This is a genomic window from Mycobacterium sp. 852002-30065_SCH5024008, assembly GCF_001665645.1.
GTDB classification, from domain to species: Bacteria; Actinomycetota; Actinomycetes; order Mycobacteriales; family Mycobacteriaceae; genus Mycobacterium; species Mycobacterium paraffinicum.
On record NZ_LZSZ01000184.1, the window covers coordinates 85079 to 102011 of the forward strand.

The following is a 16933-nucleotide window of genomic DNA, read 5'->3' on the forward strand; positions in this document are numbered from 1 at the left end:
CTCCTAATGCGTTGTCTCGCCGACGAGTTGGCCCGCGACGAGTTGTGCGTAGTGACCACCCGCGGCCATCAGGTCGTGGTGGCAGCCTGATTCGACGACCCGGCCCGCGTCCATCACCACGATGTGGTCGGCGTCGATCACGGTGGCCAGTCGATGCGCGATCACGATGACGGTGCATCCGAGCCGGGCAATGTTGTCGTGGACCCTCGCCTCGGTGACGGTGTCGAGACTGCTCGTCGCCTCGTCAAGCAACAAGATCCGCGGCCGGGGAGCGAGCGCGCGGGCCAGGGCAAGCCTTTGACGTTGACCACCCGACAGCGAGGCGCCCGCGTCCACGAGCGGGGTGTCGAGCCCCATCGGCATCGCGCGAATGTCCTCGGCGATGCCGGCCAGCTCAGCCGCCGACTCGAGCCGGTCCAGCGGCAGGCTGGGGTTGCCAAGCACCAGGTTGTCGCGAATGGACAGCCCGAAAATGTAGGGGTCCTGCGTCACGACTCCGATTTGAGAGCGCACACTGCGCGGGTGCAGGGTGGCAAGGTCCACGCCGTCGAGCAGGACACGCCCCTCCGAGGGCGAGTAGAGACCGAGTAGCAGCCGGCCCAGCGTGGATTTGCCTGAGCCCGAACGCCCCACGATGGCCAGGACCTGTCCGGGCTGCACCTCGATGCTGGCACCATCGACGACCGGTGGGCCATGTGGGGTGTAGCGGAAGGTGACCCGTTCGGCGCGCACCGATCCGGTTAGCTCGGGCGCTTGCCGGAGCTCGCGGCCGGCGGTTTCGGTGGGGGTGTCGAAGACGTCGTCCAGGCGGGCGAGGTAGCTGCCGAGCAGCTGCACCTGCAGCGCGGTGGCGACCAAGATGCCAAGTGGCTCAAGGAATCCGGTTGCCAACGCAGCCAGGGCAAGCATCATGCCCAGCGAGAGCCTTCCGCTCGACGTCAGGTCGGCGCCAACCAGCAAAACCGCGATCGGGGAAAGTAGCGCCAGCCCATGGATGGCGGTCGACACCAATGCCTCGAGGCGCCCGCGGCGCATCGAAACGTTCAGTTCGGCAACGAACAGGTTGGTCCAGTGCGATACCGCGCGACGCTCCGCTCCGGCTGCCTTGAGCGTTTCGACCCCGGAAAACATCTCGAAGGCATAGGACTGGGATCGGGCTTCGGTCGCCAGTGCTTCCCCCATCAGGTGCTGGTTGCGGCGGCGGGCGGCCAGCAGAACCGCGACCTGGGCGGCGCCCAGCGCGAAGACCAGAAGTCCCAGGGCCGGCGACAGGGCGAATATGACGACCAGATAGAGGGTGGCCAGCGTGCCGTCGAGTAGCGCGGAAATGGTTCCCGTGGTCAGGATCTCGCGGACCGTCGCGTTGCTGCGCAATCGCATCATCAGGTCTCCGGATGAGCGCTTCAGGAAGAACGCGTACGGCAGGTCCACCAGGTGCTCGAGGAAATCGAGCGTCATGTCGACGTCCAGCCGGCTGCGCAGCCGCAACAGCAAGTGCGCGCGCAGGTACGTCGCGAGCACCGAGTAGGCGATCAGCGCGGTCATCACCGCGGCGAGCACCTTCAGCAACTGCCCATCGTTGTTAGGCACCACGCGATCGACGACCACGCCGGTCAGCACCGGCACCGCCAGCGCCATCACCCGCACCACCACCGAAGTGGCCAGTACTTTGCCGAGTCCGCTCGATCGGGACAGCAGGCGACGGGCGTGATGGAGCGCGCCGGGGGCCCGGCGCCCACCTGACGCAAATGTGTCGGTGGGTTCCAGCATGACCGCGACGCCGCTGTAGAGGTCGTTGACCGCGGCCCAGCCGAGCCGATAGCGGCCGGCAGCCGGATCGACGATGGTCACACCACGCCGCGATGTCGAATCCAGGACAACAAAATGCGCTGCACCCCAATGCAATACGGTGCCGCGAGGCAGGTACCGCAGGTCGTCGAGCTCGGTGGCCACCCCGCGCGCCCGCAAGCCGAACGAGGACGCGGCTTCGGCAAGGCGCAACGCGTCGACACCGTCGCGCCCGGTCCCGGTGGCGTCGTGCATCTCGGCGAGCGAAACGTGGCGGCCGTGATACCCGAGTGCCATGGCAAGCGCGGCGGCACCACAGTCGGCCATCTCAGCTTGGGCGATATACGGGATCGCGCGCCGGCCCCGCATCATCGCAGCCTCGGCAGCAACACGCTGATCAGCCGCTGCCGGCCCTTGGGGACGACTAGTTCGCCGGCCGGTTCCGAAGCGGGCCGCTGCAACTGGGCCGTCACCGCAGTGGCCGTCACCTCGACGACGACCGCGCCCTGCGTTGTGCCGGAAGCGCCGCGAAATCGCGCGGCCGCGCCGCGGGCCGGCGGTGTCCCGCCATCACGGGTCGCCGTGACCGTCGTGCCTTGCGCGACGGCCGGCAGCGCCTCGGTCTGTGCGGCGCTGACAGTGCCGGCGGCAACGGCGCCGGCCGCCAACAGCACACCGAGTGTGACGAGTCCCGCGTTAATCCACCCCTGTTGCTTGATCAGTTCGCCGGGGCGGGTGGCCGCGGACTGGCGGTCGCGCCAGCGCTCACGAAACACTGACTCGTGACGGATTTCGCCGTCGTCGCCGTCTCGGTCGGCTTTCATTCGTCTCTCCTAGGTGTCGGTCCCGGAAGGGCCACTCACACGGGTAGGAGGACTGACGGCGGGAAAGGGTGACACATTTTGCGGACGTGTCGGCGTCGACGCTGAATCTGCCGTCGACGCAATCCATGGCGGTGCGGGGCGCCCGCGCTTTCTGCGCGCAGAGGTCACTGACGCAATCGCCAGGGTTACGCGGGCGCGTTGGCGCGACGCCGATCTTCCATTCGATACCCTGACTGCAGATACGTGACGAGGCGAAAGAATTGGACCCGCAACAGGAGTGGAAGCGAAGCGATGATCACAACACGTGCTGAAGCGGCGCAATACGTCAAGGACGCCGGAGGGTTGAAGCTTGTCGTTTTTGGAGCCGACGGGCACGAGGTTGCAGCGATGTTCGTGCAAGGATCGGTGACCTACAACCCGGAGGAGTCGACCTTCATCGCCGTCGCTGAGGACGGCCACCCGGTGGGCGAGCTGTTCGTGGATGAGTCGGTCGACTATGACGAGAACATCGATGCCTTTGTCATCCGCCCCGTGCGATAGCCATCGAGACGAGCCCGGCTCCGCACCACTGGCGTGACGGTCTCGTCTGGCTCCAGGTGCATCACTAGGAGCGCCGCAGGCATCCGAGGAATTTAGCGCTCAGCAATCGATGTCCTCCATCGGCTCCCGGTCCGTCGACGAGTCGACAATCCAGCAATGCCCCAGCCGGCAATGTTTGCCGATTAGTCGAAAGGGGAATTTTCGGGCTTTGGAGTGCGGCTCGTTTAGCAGGGGATTTTGCGAGGTGTCTGGGGCAGGTGGCGTTCAGCCGGAGGTGTCGCTCGTCATCATCGACGGCCAGCACGTCGTGCACATCGGCATCGAGGCATGGGTAAGTGGGGCGGAGCCGCCCATCAAGATCGTGGGAAATTACCTGAATCCGGCGGAGTTCATGTCCGTCGACCCGGCGGCAGCCGGCGATGTGGACGTCGTCCTGTTTGCACTGCAATACGACGACGGTCCCGAGTTCGGCGCCCTTCGTCGGCTCAGTCAGGCGGGCAATCGAGTCGTCGTCTACTCGTACCTCGCCAGCGACGAAATCATTCTGACCAGTCTTGACGCCGGAGCCGTGAGCTACGTGGCAAAGGCGGAGAGCGGCATTCATTTGTGCGAGGCGATCTGGGCGGCGTGCACGGATACGCCCTACGTTGCCCCGAGGATGGCCAAAGCGCTGCTGAGCGACCGGACCGTCGGCCGACCCCGCCTGAGCGAGCGGGAACGAGAAGTCCTCATCGCGTGGTTTCAGACCGAGAACAAAGAGCAGGTTGCCAAGAGGCTTTTCATCGAGCCGTCGACGGTCCGTACCCATTTGCAGCGAGCCCGCGCGAAATACGCGGCGGTCGGCAGACCAGCGCCGACCAAGTCGGCACTGATTGCCAGGGCGATCCAGGACGGCATCCTCAGCGTCAACGACCTGTGATCTAGTTTGCGGGCGCATCCGCCGGGCTAAGCCGCACATTTCAACAAAGGGGCTACAGTCCCTGTCGTCCGTTCGGCGGATGGTGACCTAGCAAATGTTGGCTTACTGTGACGTCCGGGGGAAAGTCACGCGTCGCGTCCGTCAGCGGATGTTCAACGACTGCACCGCAATCAATCAATAAACAACGTGGGTCGTGGGGCTCTAACTCACGAACCAGAGGAGATCAATCCATGACGAGAATGCTCGCGGGAGCACCTATGAAGAAAGTCATCGCTGCGGCCGGTATCGGCGCAGCGCTCATCACCATCCCCGTGGTGGCGGCCGAAACCGCCTCGGCAGATCCCGGCCAGAACTGCAGGACCGAGTGGAACACCATGTACAACGTGCCCGTCGGCGTCCGCACGACCTGTTTCAACCCGGACGGTAGCTATCACGTGTGCACATCCATCGGCACGGATGGCAAAGGACCCGGGACGTGCTGGGACTATCCGGCTCCTCCTCAGATGGCCGGACAGCCCACGTTCAGCCCGCCCGTGCCTGGTGTGCCGCCTCCACCGCCGCCAGCATGATGATTCGCAAGATTTTGGCCGCGACGGCTATTGCGGTAGCAGCCATCGGCGCGGCGTCACCCGCCGCTGCCCAACCAACGACACCGACGCCGACACCACCACCGTCTGGGCCCACCGCCATCTGTACCGACGGCACCGCCTCCAACAGTCTGCACAGGAGCGGTACCTGTTCCCACCACGGCGGTGTCGCGCAATGGTGTCCATGCCGTACCAACTCACCCGCAACCGGGCGATATGACGAGCACGGAGGGTTCATTACCAGCCGCGGCGTGTGATGGAGCGCGGCCCCCGCCGTGGCGGCACGTATCACCCTGCTACACAAGGTGATTCGCAGCACTGCGCGGGAGCGACCGGCTCGTAAGCCGGTTGTCGCTAGCTACCCTTGCGCCAGCTCCGCAACGGGCTGCCATTCCTCCCAGGTGCGCAGCCGGCTCTCATAGTCGGCCTTGGCCGTTTCCAGCGGCGATGCGCCGAAAAACACTCGCAGGGGCGGCTTTTCGGCGTCGACGACCTTCAGCAGCGCTGTGGCGGATGCCTCCGGGTTGCCCGGGCTGGCCCAGCGCTTGCTGCGCTCGGCCTGCACGGCGGCGCGAACGTCGTCGTACGCCGGGAGCGGATCGGCCAGCTTGGCAGAATCTCCGGCCCAGTCGGTGTCGAAGCCGCCCGGCTCGATCAACGTGACGTGCACGCCGAACGGGGCGACCTCCAGAGCGAGCGCCTGCGAGAAGCCTTCCAGCGCCCACTTCGATGCGTGGTAGGCGCCGAGCAACGGGAACGCGGTGATGCCCCCGATCGATGACACCTGGATGATGTGGCCGCCGCGCTGCTCGCGCAGGTACGGCAACGCGGCCTGGGTGATCCACAGCGCCCCAAACACGTTCGTCTCGATCTGTTCGCGTGCCTCTTGCTCGGAGAGCTCCTCGACGAACCCGAACTGGCCGTAGCCGGCGTTGTTGACCACGATGTCCAGGCGCCCGAAGTGGTCGTGCGCCTCCTTGACCGCGGCGAAGTCAGCGTCCCGATCGGTGACGTCCAAACGGAGCGGCAACAGCGCGTCGCCGTACTTCTCGGCCAGGTCCTCCAGCGACGCCGTGTTGCGCGCCGTCGCCGCGACCCTGTCGCCGCGCTCCAGCGCCGCGATCGCCCATGCCCGTCCGAAACCCCGCGATGTACCGGTGATAAACCAAACTTTTTCAGTCACGCAGCGGTACAACGCCGATGTCGCCACCTAATTCCCGGCAGGTAGCGTCTTCATCGTGAATCGCGCGGCGTTGGACAAGGACCCCCGGGATGTCGCGTCGATGTTCGACGGCGTTGCCCGCCGCTATGACGTGACCAATACCGTGCTGTCGTTGGGGCAGGACCACTACTGGCGGCAAGCCACCCGGTCGGCGCTGGCGATCGGACCTGGCCAAAAGGTGTTGGACCTGGCCGCGGGCACCGCGGTATCCACCGTCGAGTTGAGGAAATCGGGGGCGTGGTGTGTTGCGGCCGATTTCTCGGTCGGCATGCTGGCGGCGGGTGCCGCGCGCAACGTGCCCAAGATCGCCGCCGACGCCACGCGGCTGCCGTTCGGCGATGACGTATTCGACGCTGTCACAATCAGTTTCGGTTTGCGCAATGTCGTGGACCCCCAGGCGGCGCTGCGCGAGATGGCGCGTGTCACCCGGCCGGGTGGGCGGTTGGTGGTGTGCGAATTCTCCACGCCCACCAACCGGATCTTCGCCACGGCCTACAAGGAGTATCTGATGCGTGCACTGCCGCGGGTGGCGCGCGCGGTCTCCAGCAACCCCGATGCCTACGTCTACCTCGCGGAGTCGATCAGGGCGTGGCCGGACCAGGCGAGCCTGGCGCACGACATCTCACGTGCGGGATGGGCGGCGGTGCGGTGGCGCAACCTGACCGGCGGCATCGTGGCCTTACACGCGGGGTACAAGCCCCTGCGTTGAGAAGGACCTAGTGGGTACCGGCGCGCTGGACGAAGCCGACCTGGTCGGGGCAGTAGTGGTCAACCGCGGCGCCGAGGAACTGGAACGCCTGGCCCTGGGTGGTGCCCCGCGGCAGGTTGTGCTGAATGAAGTTGGCCGACTTGTACGGGTCGCCGTCCACACCCCTGCCGATCCGGTCGCAGGTGATCTTGCCCAGCCAGGCGAGCTGGTCCTGCGGCTGGTAGATGCCGAAGCCGTTGACAGTGTTCTTGAACGGGGCGTCGTAGTCATTAGACGGCGGCGGCGAGGCCAGCGCGGGCGCGGCCAGCGCGATGGCGGCGGCGGCCAGGCCGCCGATAGTAGCCAGCTTCGTTCCCTTCATTAGCCGGACTATACACCGCTCGCCCGAAGCGCGCGGAAAATTGTCAACTGCCGCCACCAGGCCGGTAAGTCTCTTTCCGCACGTCAGCGGCTCAACTGAACGGCACTCGGCGATCGATCAGCCGAGACAGCCGCCCACCGCCCCGCCAGGCCCGCGCCACCCAGTCGGCGTCGTCATCGGTGACCAGGTTGGCCATGACCCTTACGGCGAGGGTCATCAGCTTCGGGGAGCGCATCGCGATCGGCCCCGTAGAAGGCAGAAACCGCTGAAAGGTCAGCAACAAGGCCAGCCGGCGCGCGACCGAGAACCCCCGGCCGTAGTGCTGCTGCAGCAGCGACGGCCACACGTGGGACAGGTCTTGAGAGGGGCGACAGCAGTCCAGCAGTTCGGCCGCCAGCCGCCCCGTTTCCAGCCCGTAGTCGATGCCCTCGCCGTTGAGGGGGTTGACGCAGGCCGCGGCGTCGCCGATCAGCATCCAGTTGGGCCCGGCCACCCCGGACACCGCGCCGCCCATCGGCAGCAGCGCCGACGCCACGGCCCGCGGCGGCCCGGTGAAGCCCCATTCGTCGCGGCGCAGGTCGGTGTAGTAGTTGATCAGCGGTCGCAGCGCCAGGTCGGCCGGTCGTTTCACCGTTGACAAAGCCCCGACGCCGATGTTCACCTCACCGTTGCCCAGCGGGAAGATCCAGCCGTAGCCGGGGAGCACCGCGCCGTCGGGGGAGCGCAGCTCCAGATGCGACGTCAGCCACGGGTCGTCGGCGCGCGAAGTGGCCAGGTACCCGCGGGCCGCGACGCCATAGACCGTCTCCTGGTGCCAACGCCGACCTAGCTTGCGGCCCAGCGAAGACCGGGCCCCATCGGCCACGATCAACTGGCGGCAACCCACCTCCGTGCCATCGGCCAACGTCAGCGACACCACTCGTCTGGACGAGTCATGATGCACCGCAACGGCTTTCGTTCCCAGCATCATCCGCGCACCGGAATCCTCGGCGACCTTGCGGATCCGGTCGTCCAACTCGAGCCGGGCCACTGCGCTGCCGGTCGAGGGAAACGACGGGCCCGGCCAGTCGACTTCCACCTCGCCGCCGAACCCGCTCATCCGCAGGCCGCGATGCCGGATGCGGGTGTCCAGCCAGTCGCCCAGCCCGAGGCGCTCGCACTCGGCGACCGCGCGGGGGGTCAGCCCGTCACCGCAGGGCTTGTCCCGCGGAAAGCTGGCGGAGTCGATGACCAGGACGTCGTTGCCCGCGCGTGCGGCCCACGCGGCGGCAGCCGAACCGGCGGGTCCGGCGCCCACGACCACCAGGTCGGCTTGGGTCTCCACGCTCACCAGTATGTTGGTCGAGTGAGTACTCCGGCGACGGTGGTGGCGGGCGTTGACTTCGGTGACCCCGCGTTCGCCGCGACGGTGCGCGACGGCGTCGGGCGGATCGAGCAGCTCATGGACACCGAACTGCGCAGCGCCGACGAGGTGATGACCGAGTCGCTGACGCACCTATTCAAGGCCGGCGGCAAGCGATTCCGGCCGTTGTTCACGGTGCTGTCCGCCCAGATCGGGCCGGACCCCGACGCGCACGACGTGACCATCGCCGGCGCGGTCATCGAACTGGTTCACCTGGCCACGCTCTACCACGACGACGTGATGGACGAGGCGGAGGTGCGCCGCGGCGCCCCCACCGCGAACGTCCGCTGGGGAAACAACGTCGCGATCCTGGCCGGGGACTACCTGTTTGCCACGGCATCGCGGTTGGTGTCGCGGCTGGGACCCGAGGCGGTGCGGCTGATCGCCGAGACGTTCGCCCAGCTGGTGACGGGGCAGATGCGCGAGACGCGCGGCCTGACAGGCCCGGCCGAAGGGGCCGACCCGATCGAGCACTACCTGAAGGTGGTCTACGAGAAGACCGCCTGCCTGATCGCCGCGGCGGGCCGGTTCGGCGCCATGTTCTCGGGCGCCGATGCCGAGCAGGTCGAGCGGCTCAGCCGGCTCGGCGGCATCGTGGGCACCGCCTTCCAGATCTCCGACGACATCATCGACATCGACAGCGACTCGCACGAGTCCGGCAAGCTACCGGGCACCGACGTCCGCGAGGGCGTGCACACCCTGCCGATGGTCTACGCGCTGCGCGAACCCGGGCCCGACGGGGCGCGGTTGCGTGAGCTGCTGGCCGGGCCCATCGAGGACGACGATGCGGTGGCCGAGGCGCTGGCGCTGTTGCGGGCGTCCCCGGGCATGGCGAAGGCCAAGCACACCTTGGCGGAATACGCGGCCCAAGCGCGCGACGAGCTGGCCCTTTTGCCCGACGTTCCCGGCCGGCACGCGCTGCAGACGCTGGTCGGATACACCATCAGCCGGCACGGATAGCGCGTCGGTGGAACCCGGAGGGTCATCTCGGGCGTTGAATTGACAACAGTCAAGCAATGAACGGGCTCTCGTAGGAGGACATCGATGACCTGGCATCCCCATGCCAACAGGGCTAAGACCTTCGCCCTGCTGGTCGGTATGTCCGCGTTGATCGTGTTTGTCGGGTCGCTGTTCGGCAGGACGGCGATGTTCCTGGCGGTGCTGTTCGCCGTCGGGATGAACATCTACACGTACTACAACAGCGACAAGCTCGCGCTGCGGGCGATGCACGCGCAACCGGTGTCCGAGCTGCAGGCGCCGATGATTTACCGGATCGTGCGCGAGCTCGCCACCGCCGCGCATCAGCCGATGCCCCGGCTGTACATCAGCGACACCAACGCGCCCAACGCGTTCGCGACCGGCCGCAACCCGCGCAACGCCGCCGTCTGCTGCACCACCGGCATTTTGGACATCCTCAACGAGCGTGAGCTGCGAGCGGTGCTGGGACACGAGCTGTCCCACGTCTACAACCGGGACATCCTCATCTCCTGCATCGCCGGCGCGATGGCGTCGATCATCACCGCCCTGGCCAACATGGCGATGTGGGCCGGCATGTTCGGCGGTAACCGGGACGGCGAGAATCCCTTTGCGCTGCTGCTGGTTTCGTTGCTGGGCCCGATCGCCGCCACCGTGGTGCGGTTGGCGGTGTCCCGGTCGCGCGAGTACCAGGCGGACGAATCGGGCGCGGTGTTGACGGGCGACCCGCTGGCTTTGGCGTCTGCGCTGCGCAAGATCTCGGGTGGTGTTCAGGCCGCCCCGCTGCCGCCGGAGCCGCAGCTGGCCAGCCAGGCGCACTTGATGATCGCGAACCCGTTCCGCGCGGGCGAGCGTATCGGGTCGCTGTTCTCGACGCACCCGCCGATCGAGGACCGCATCCGGCGCCTGGAGGCGATGGCCCGGGGCTAGCTAGCGCGAAGCGCCGACCGCGCCGCAGGCTGTGGCCGCTATAGCGGGAAATTCCTGGTCAGAACGTCGCCGCAGCTGCATGGCCGCCTGGTGCTGGAAGCTGTCGAGCAGGGGTGCCGATGAACCAGTGGATAGTCCAGAAACTCAGCGGGCGAAGGCCGAGCAGCACCTTCGGGCTCTCCGGGTGGGATTAAGCACGCCACTCAGGCGGCGGCCTCGGGCCTTTCGGGTCCGATGGCCTCACTTGCATCCCTGCGAGTGGAATGGCCCGTCTCGAGCCCTCCCCGGATGCGCACCGTGCCGCCGTTGGCCTCATGCTGGTGCTGCCAGTCGCTGATCGCCTGGTGCGCCGCGTGATCCAGGTAGTGCACCGAAACCTCAACGGTGACAACGGATCCGGCGGGTATGGACGCCAGCACCCGCGTCAGCCGCGGGAGCGCCAGGAATGTGCAGGCCGCACCCTCGATGAGCACCTGCCACCCGCCGTCGACGGGATTGGCATCGACCTTGGCCCGGATCACCCGCCAACCGGTCAACGCGATGGCCAACGCGAGCCCGATCAGGACGCCGTGCAGCAGATTGAGGAAGACGACGCTGACGGCGGTCACGACGTACACGGCGAGATCGCCATGCTTCATGGCGGTTTCGATGTGTGCCGGCTTGAGCAGCTGAATGCCGATGACGATGAGCAGGCCGGCAAGTGCGGCGGTGGGGATCTCGTCGACCAGCCCGGCGAACGGGATGGTGAACAACAGGATCCATACGCCGTGCATCAAGGCCGAGGCGCGCGATTTGGCGCCCGCGTTGACATTGGTGGAGCTGCGGACGATGACACCGGTGACCGGCAGCCCTCCGACGGCCCCCGACACGATGTTGGCGGCGCCTTGTCCGACCAGCTCGCGGTCGAAGTCGGTGCGCGGCCCGTTGTGCATGCGGTCGACCGAGACCGCCGACAGCAGGCTCTCGACGCTGGCGATGAGCGCGACGGTGATCACGCCGATCGCCACCGCGCCCCAGTTGTCGTGCGGAATGTCGGGCAGTTGCAATGCGTCCAGCGGCGACCCCTCGAGGTCGATCCGGCGCACATGGAACGGAAAGACTACCGACACCACCGTCACGGCCACGATCGCGACCAAAGGTCCCGGAACGCGGCGCACCTTGGCCGGAACCCACCGCCAGCCCACGAGGATGACGATGACCAGTACGCCCAGGATGACCCCGGGCCGGTGCGCGCCGATGATCTGGCCCGGCAGGCCGATGAGATTGTGCCAGGCCGTGCTCTTGGACTTTCCGCCGAGCAGCACGTGCGCCTGCTGCAGCGCGATCGTGATGCCGATGCCGGCCAGCATCGCGTGCACCACCACCGGTGAGATCGCCAGGGCCGCCCGTGCGACGCGGCTGAGGCCCAACAGCACCTGCAGGGCGCCCGCGGCGACGGTGATCAAACACGTTACGCCCCAACCGAAGTCGGATACCAGGTCGGCGACGACGACGGTCAGGCCGGCCGCGGGGCCGCTGACTTGCAGCGGTGATCCGCCGATGGCGCCGACCACGATGCCCCCGACGATCGCGGCGATGAGGCCGGCGAGCACCGGGGCGTTGGATGCGATCGCGATGCCCAAGGACAAGGGGAGTGCGACCAGGAAAACCACGAGTGATGAAGGAAGGTCGTGGCGGATGATCGATCGCACCCGATCTTTGCGTGAGTCCTTGGCCTGGTCGGGAGGTTGATTGCCGAGCTGTTCGATGTTTTGCATCGGTCGCGTCCCTCGTTAGGAGTTAGCGGGGGAAGTTCCGATATCCGCCCCGAATTGCGTTGTATTACGTCGGCGTAACACCTTGGCGCACAAACGGTTACGACCCGGCCGGATCCACAGGATCATGGCCGGGAACCCCTGGCTGCGTTAGTGACGGTATTTTGCTGGCAAACCCGGGGTCAAGCGGACGGGCCAATCCCATATGGAACGCAAAGATTTAAATTCCGCATCATCTGACGGACATCTCAGAATCCCGAACCGTGCACCTCGTGGCCCGGGACCTCGGCGATCAGGCCGCGGTAGGCCTCTTCGACGGTCGACCCGTGGTTGATCACCGCGTCGACTTCGCGGGCGATCGGCATGTTCAGTCCGAACTCGTTGGCGAACTCCATGATCACGCTGGCGGCCTTGACGCCCTCGGCGACCTGGTTCATCGAGGAGATGATCTCGTCGATCGGCTTGCCGGCGCCCAGTTGTTCGCCGACGTGACGGTTGCGGCTGCGCTGGCTGGTGCAGGTCACGATGAGGTCGCCCAGGCCGGCCAGGCCGGGGAAGGTCTCGGGATTGCCGCCCATGGCCACGCCGAGCTTGGTCATCTCGCGCAGCGCGCGCGCGATCACCAGCGCGCGGGTGTTTTCCCCGATGCCCAGGGAATAGCCCATCCCGACTGAGATGGCGTAGACGTTCTTCAGCGCCCCGGCCATCTCGACGCCGATCACGTCGTCGGTGGTGTACACCCGGAAACGCCGGGTGCGGAACAGTCCGGACAGCCGGGTCGCCAGATGCTGGTCGGGCATGGCCAGCACCGCCGCGGCGGCGTAGCCCTCGCCGACCTCGCGCGCGATGTTCGGCCCAGCCAGGATGCCCGCGGGATGGCCGGGCAGGACCTCCTCGATGATCTGCGACATTCGCATGTTGGTGCCCTGCTCGAGGCCCTTGACCAATGACACCACCGGCACCCACGGCCGCAGTTCCTTGGCCAGCTCGGCCAGCACGCCCCGGAAGCCGTGGGAGGGCACGCCCATCACCACGACGTCGGCGGAGTTCGCCGCCTCGGCGAAGTCGGTGGTGGCGCGCAGGGTGTCGCTCAACACCACGTCGTTGCCGAGATAGCGGCTGTTGCGGTGCTTGTCGTTGATGTCGCTTGCGGTCTCCTCCGAGCGGACCCATTGCAGCGTCGGGCCGCGGCGCGCGCAGATGGACGCCACCGTGGTTCCCCAGGAACCGCCACCAAGGACAACGACTTTGGGTTCACGCTTCTCAGCTGCCATGGCGATCAGCGTATTGCCGACACCTGTCATTTAGTAGCAGTTCACGAACTTCCGGCAGCACCGGATAGCGGTCAGCCCGCCAGCGGTGCCCGGTCGGATGCCCGGCCGAACACCATCGATTCCTCGACGCGGTCGAAGCGGTAGTCGATGGCGTCGGCGAGGTAGTTCTGCCGCACGTTCCAGGGCCGCTTGGTTCCCGATTTCGGCAGCGCGTGCACCGACCGCAGCACGTAGCCGGCGTTGATGTCCCACGACGGCTTCTCGGTCATCGGCTCGTTGCCCCGATGCGGGTAGGCGTGGGTGTAGCCGTGAGCGGTCATGTGCGCCAGCAGCTTTGCCGTGGCCCGGGCGGTGATGTCGGCGCGCAGCGTCCATGATGCGTTGGTGTAGCCGACGCACCAGAACAGGTTTGGCACGTCCTCGAGCATGTGGGCCTTATAGACGAAGCGGTCGTTGGTCTTGATCTCGTTGCCGTCCAGGCTGATCGCGGTCCCGCCCAAGGCCTGCAGCTGCAGGCCGGTGGCGGTGACGATGATGTCGGCGTCGAGGTGCCCGCCGGACTTCAGCGCGATGCCGGTCGCGTCGAAATGGTCGATGTGATCGGTGACCACGTCGGCGCGGCCGGCGGCGATGGCGTTGTACAGGTCGGCGTCGGGGATCAGGCACATCCGTTGGTCCCACGGGTTGTAGCGCGGTTTGAAGTGGGTGTCGACGTCATAGCCGGCGGGCAGGCTGCTGATCGCCTTGCGCCGCAGCAGCCATCGCACCAGCCCGGGCGCCTTGCGCGAGAGGGCGAAGAACACCGCTTCGGTCAGCGCGCTGTACATCCGGACCACGAGATGGGCCGGCCTGCGGGGCAACACTTTCCGCGCGGCGGCGGCAACCGTGCCGTACTTCGACGCCGAGATGAGATAGGTGGGCGAGCGTTGCAGCATGGTCACTTTGGCGGCCCGGTCCGACAGCGAGGGAAGCAGCGTCACCGCGGTGGCCCCGCTGCCGATCACCACGACCTTCTTGCCGGTGTAGTCCAGGCCTTCCGGCCAGTGCTGGGGATGCACCACTGCGCCGCCGAAGGTTTCGATGCCGGGGAACTCGGGGGTGTACCCCTCGTCGTAGTTGTAGTAGCCGCTGCCGAAGAAGAGAAATCGGCAACGGTAGAGCTTCCGCGCGCCGTCCTGCTCGACGGTGACCGTCCAGGTGTCTGTGGACGAATCCCAGTCGGCCGAGCGGACGTAACTGTTGAACCGAATGTGGCGATCGATGCCGTACTTGTGCGCGGTGGCGGCGAGGTACTCGCGGATGTGGACGCCGTCGGCCACGCCTTCCTTTCGCGTCCACGGCTCGAACGGGAAGGACAGCGTGAAGATGCTGCTGTCCGAGCGCACCCCGGGGTAGCGGAACGAGTCCCACGTGCCGCCGATCTGCGCGCGCCGCTCCAGGATGGTGTAGGTCAGCTGGGGGTTGCGCTCGCTGATTCGGTAGGCCGCGTCGATGCCGGAGATGCCGGCGCCGACGATGATTACGTCGGAGTAGTCGGCCTCGGTCGGCGTCTGGCCGTCGGCTTCCTGGGGAGTCACGGTCATCGTGAACCTCGCTCACATTGTGGGACTGGTCACTAGAGTAGGCACCCACCCGTTGGCCGGGCCAGTGATCGTCATAACGGCTCCATCAGCACGTCGACGTGCAGCGGCGCGCACCGGTCGATCAGCCAGATCTGGTCGGCCGGGCTGGCGAAGATGCGCGCGTGGGACGGGTCCTGAGCGAAGGCTGGGTCTGTTCCGGGGCCGCACCTGTCGCCGAAGAACACGTAGGCCTTGGTGTCGTTGCATTGCCGCGACATCCACACCAGCCCGTCCAGCCCGGCGCCGTGCGCGGCTTCGGCCCAACGCACCGTGGTGTCGTAGCTCGACGCTGGGCTCGCCGTCAGCTCGGCGGCGGTGACCTTGAGGCGTCGCAGCCCGGTGCCATGCAGCACGCCCAGACGCACGGGCCGGGTCACTTCCAGCCGGACGAGCACTTTGTCCGCGTATTGGTCGTAGGGGAGCAGGCCACCCTCGACGGGAATGTCGTGCAGGAGCGTCTCGGCGATGGCCGCATCCTCGGTATCGGCCGCGTACATGATCGGCACGACCGGGTCGCCGAAGAAACCGAAGCGGGTGCGCGCGCCGATGCCGGGGTTGAAGTCGGTGGCGGTGCGCGCCGCCGACAGCACGCGGTAGAGCGGGTGTCCCGCCGGCAGGGTGGCCGTGGCCGGGTCGAACGGGTCCGGGGGTCGCCTCACCACGAGACGGCCAGGGCCTCCGCAGCGACCGCAACGACGCGATCCGGCTCGGTGGCGAGGCGGTCCACGGGCCGCTGCCCGTCCAGGTAGGTGGTGGGCGAGCACAGCCACTGCACCAACCCGGCCTCCGACCAGCCGTTGTCCTCCGCGATCTCGCGCAGCCGGGCGATGACCGCCAGCGGTTTCCCGTCCGGGCCGAACTGGAAGCCGGGGTAGGCGAGGTAGTTGCCGCGCCGCACGGCGACCAGCGCCTTGTTGCGGTGGGCGGTGGTGGCCAGGTTGCGCGGCGCGCTGGACCGTGAGCCCATCCGCTTACCGGCGTCGGTGCTGCTCAGCATCCCGAACTCGGCCTCGATGCGGGCGTACAGGTTCTGCTCGGCCTGTACCGCCCGCGCCACCGCGGGTTCGGTGTAGACGGCGACCGACGACAGCGCAACGCCCACCGCCTGCGCGCTTTCGCGTAGGCGCTCGTGGGCGGTGGCCAGCTCGGCGACGGTGGTCATGGGGATCGCTCCAAAGTTCGGTTCGTGCAGTTCATTCTACTGCACGAACCGAACGCACGGGAGCTACCGGTAATTGACGAACTGCAGCGCGACGTCGAGGTCGGCCTGCTTGAGCATCGCGATGACGGCCTGCAGGTCGTCGCGCTTTTTGCTGCTGACCCGGATCTCGTCGCCCTGGATCTGCGTCTTGACGCCCTTGGGCCCGTCGTCGCGGATCAGCTTGGTGATCTTTTTGGCGTGCTCGCTGTCGATGCCCTGCTTGAGGGTGCCGCTGACCTTGTACGTCTTTCCCGACGCCTGCGGTTCGCCGGCGTCGAAGGCCTTCATCGAGATGTCGCGGCGGATCAGCTTCTCCTTGAAGACGTCGACGGCCGCCTTGACGCGCTCCTCGGTCGACGACGTCAGCTCGATAGCCTCGTCGCCCTTCCACGCGATCGTGGTGTCGGTGCCGCGGAAGTCGAAGCGGGTGGCCAGCTCTTTGGCGGCCTGATTGAGTGCGTTGTCGACCTCTTGGCGCTCGACTTTGCTGACAATGTCGAACGATGAGTCCGCCATTCGATCCGTCCCTTCATCCGGTGATGGCCGTTTGTGCTTTGTCTACCCCCTCGTTGTAACCTGTCTGGCGGCAGGTTGCCCGAGCGGCCAATGGGAGCGGACTGTAAATCCGTCGCGAAAGCTTCACAGGTTCGAATCCTGTACCTGCCACCAACGTTCGTCAGGGACTAGTTTGTCCCGCTGCGGCCGGCTTCAGTGCAGAGTGAGTAGGCATGAGCTGATCGGCCCGCCACAGCCCGTCCCGGGCCCATTGGTTTGAGCGCCCCAAGGGGTGCAGGGCTATGTGGGAAGGGCTGAAACCCGGGGCGC

The 16933-nt window shown here is 66.9% G+C and carries 18 protein-coding genes, 1 tRNA gene and 1 pseudogene; 9 read left to right on the forward strand and 11 right to left on the reverse strand.

The features are described from left to right. Positions 1-3: 3 nt before the first annotated feature. Complete coding sequence (locus tag A5781_RS24115; RefSeq protein ID WP_067213082.1) at positions 4-2160, reverse strand: peptidase domain-containing ABC transporter; 2157 nt, start codon at positions 2158-2160, stop codon at positions 4-6. Further along, entirely contained in the window at positions 2157-2612 is a 456-nt protein-coding gene (locus A5781_RS24120; protein ID WP_067213084.1) for a hypothetical protein, read from the reverse strand. The genes A5781_RS24115 and A5781_RS24120 overlap by 4 nt, the downstream gene beginning before the upstream one ends. A gap of 291 nt (positions 2613-2903) precedes the next feature. On the opposite strand from A5781_RS24120, the gene A5781_RS24125 reads away from it, so the two are divergent. The 4 genes from A5781_RS24125 to A5781_RS25370 all read left to right on the forward strand — a co-directional run bounded on the left by A5781_RS24125 (position 2904) and on the right by A5781_RS25370 (position 4915). Next, entirely contained in the window at positions 2904-3152 is a 249-nt protein-coding gene (locus A5781_RS24125; RefSeq protein WP_067213087.1) for a hypothetical protein, read from the forward strand. A 244-nt stretch (positions 3153-3396) separates the two neighbouring features. Continuing rightward, positions 3397-4071 (forward strand): LuxR C-terminal-related transcriptional regulator, encoded by a 675-nt coding sequence (locus tag A5781_RS24130; RefSeq protein ID WP_067213090.1) that lies wholly within the window; start codon positions 3397-3399, stop codon positions 4069-4071. A 257-nt stretch (positions 4072-4328) separates the two neighbouring features. Then, complete coding sequence (locus A5781_RS25755) at positions 4329-4640, forward strand: hypothetical protein (protein ID WP_156622579.1); 312 nt, start codon at positions 4329-4331, stop codon at positions 4638-4640. Further along, a complete protein-coding gene (locus tag A5781_RS25370) occupies positions 4640-4915 on the forward strand; it encodes a DUF3761 domain-containing protein (protein ID WP_231990856.1) in 276 nt (91 codons plus the stop codon). The genes A5781_RS25755 and A5781_RS25370 overlap by 1 nt, the downstream gene beginning before the upstream one ends. A gap of 101 nt (positions 4916-5016) precedes the next feature. Here A5781_RS25370 and A5781_RS24140 read toward each other — a convergent pair whose 3' ends face one another. After that, on the reverse strand, positions 5017-5841 hold the full coding sequence (locus tag A5781_RS24140; RefSeq protein ID WP_067213094.1) for an SDR family oxidoreductase: 825 nt from the start codon (positions 5839-5841) through the stop codon (positions 5017-5019). Between the two features lie 55 nt (positions 5842-5896). Between A5781_RS24140 and A5781_RS24145 the strand changes: the two genes are divergently transcribed. After that, a complete protein-coding gene (locus A5781_RS24145) occupies positions 5897-6589 on the forward strand; it encodes a demethylmenaquinone methyltransferase (protein WP_067213096.1) in 693 nt (230 codons plus the stop codon). Between the two features lie 7 nt (positions 6590-6596). On the opposite strand, the gene A5781_RS24150 is transcribed toward A5781_RS24145, so the two are convergent. Continuing rightward, the gene (locus tag A5781_RS24150) at positions 6597-6950 is read right to left on the reverse strand and encodes a DUF732 domain-containing protein (RefSeq protein WP_067213104.1); all 354 of its coding nucleotides are present in this window, start codon (positions 6948-6950) and stop codon (positions 6597-6599) included. A gap of 91 nt (positions 6951-7041) precedes the next feature. Then, positions 7042-8280 carry a menaquinone reductase gene (menJ, locus tag A5781_RS24155; protein WP_156622580.1) on the reverse strand — a complete coding sequence of 413 codons (1239 nt, stop codon included), beginning with the start codon at positions 8278-8280 and terminating at the stop codon, positions 7042-7044. Between the two features lie 15 nt (positions 8281-8295). Between menJ and grcC1 the strand changes: the two genes are divergently transcribed. From grcC1 to A5781_RS25375, 3 genes and pseudogenes are all read left to right on the forward strand, one after another. Beyond that, a complete protein-coding gene (gene grcC1, locus A5781_RS24160; RefSeq protein WP_067213111.1) occupies positions 8296-9312 on the forward strand; it encodes a nonaprenyl/(2E,6E)-farnesyl/geranylgeranyl diphosphat synthase in 1017 nt (338 codons plus the stop codon). Between the two features lie 84 nt (positions 9313-9396). Continuing rightward, positions 9397-10257, forward strand: coding sequence for a zinc metalloprotease HtpX (gene htpX, locus A5781_RS24165; protein ID WP_067213114.1), 861 nt, complete (start codon positions 9397-9399; stop codon positions 10255-10257). 39 nt (positions 10258-10296) lie between these two features. Next, a pseudogene (locus tag A5781_RS25375) lies at positions 10297-10451 on the forward strand (toxin-antitoxin system HicB family antitoxin); the annotation flags it as partial. A gap of 9 nt (positions 10452-10460) precedes the next feature. Here the strand turns inward: A5781_RS25375 and A5781_RS24170 are convergent. The 6 genes from A5781_RS24170 to A5781_RS24195 all read right to left on the reverse strand — a co-directional run bounded on the left by A5781_RS24170 (position 10461) and on the right by A5781_RS24195 (position 16624). After that, a complete protein-coding gene (locus A5781_RS24170; RefSeq protein ID WP_067213117.1) occupies positions 10461-12014 on the reverse strand; it encodes a SulP family inorganic anion transporter in 1554 nt (517 codons plus the stop codon). Between the two features lie 245 nt (positions 12015-12259). Continuing rightward, entirely contained in the window at positions 12260-13285 is a 1026-nt protein-coding gene (locus A5781_RS24175) for an NAD(P)H-dependent glycerol-3-phosphate dehydrogenase (protein WP_156625012.1), read from the reverse strand. Positions 13286-13356: 71 nt separating this feature from the next. Then, a complete protein-coding gene (locus A5781_RS24180; protein ID WP_067213123.1) occupies positions 13357-14868 on the reverse strand; it encodes an NAD(P)/FAD-dependent oxidoreductase in 1512 nt (503 codons plus the stop codon). A 71-nt stretch (positions 14869-14939) separates the two neighbouring features. Then, on the reverse strand, positions 14940-15566 hold the full coding sequence (locus tag A5781_RS24185; RefSeq protein WP_197504032.1) for an RES family NAD+ phosphorylase: 627 nt from the start codon (positions 15564-15566) through the stop codon (positions 14940-14942). After that, entirely contained in the window at positions 15563-16069 is a 507-nt protein-coding gene (locus tag A5781_RS25760) for an antitoxin Xre/MbcA/ParS toxin-binding domain-containing protein (protein ID WP_067213130.1), read from the reverse strand. Before A5781_RS25760 ends, A5781_RS24185 begins: the two co-directional genes overlap by 4 nt. Before the next feature lie 63 nt (positions 16070-16132). Next, positions 16133-16624, reverse strand: a complete 492-nt coding sequence (locus A5781_RS24195) for a YajQ family cyclic di-GMP-binding protein (RefSeq protein WP_067213133.1) — start codon at positions 16622-16624, stop codon at positions 16133-16135. Between the two features lie 69 nt (positions 16625-16693). Between A5781_RS24195 and A5781_RS24200 the strand changes: the two genes are divergently transcribed. After that, positions 16694-16777, forward strand: a tRNA-Tyr gene (locus tag A5781_RS24200). Positions 16778-16933: the final 156 nt, after the last annotated feature.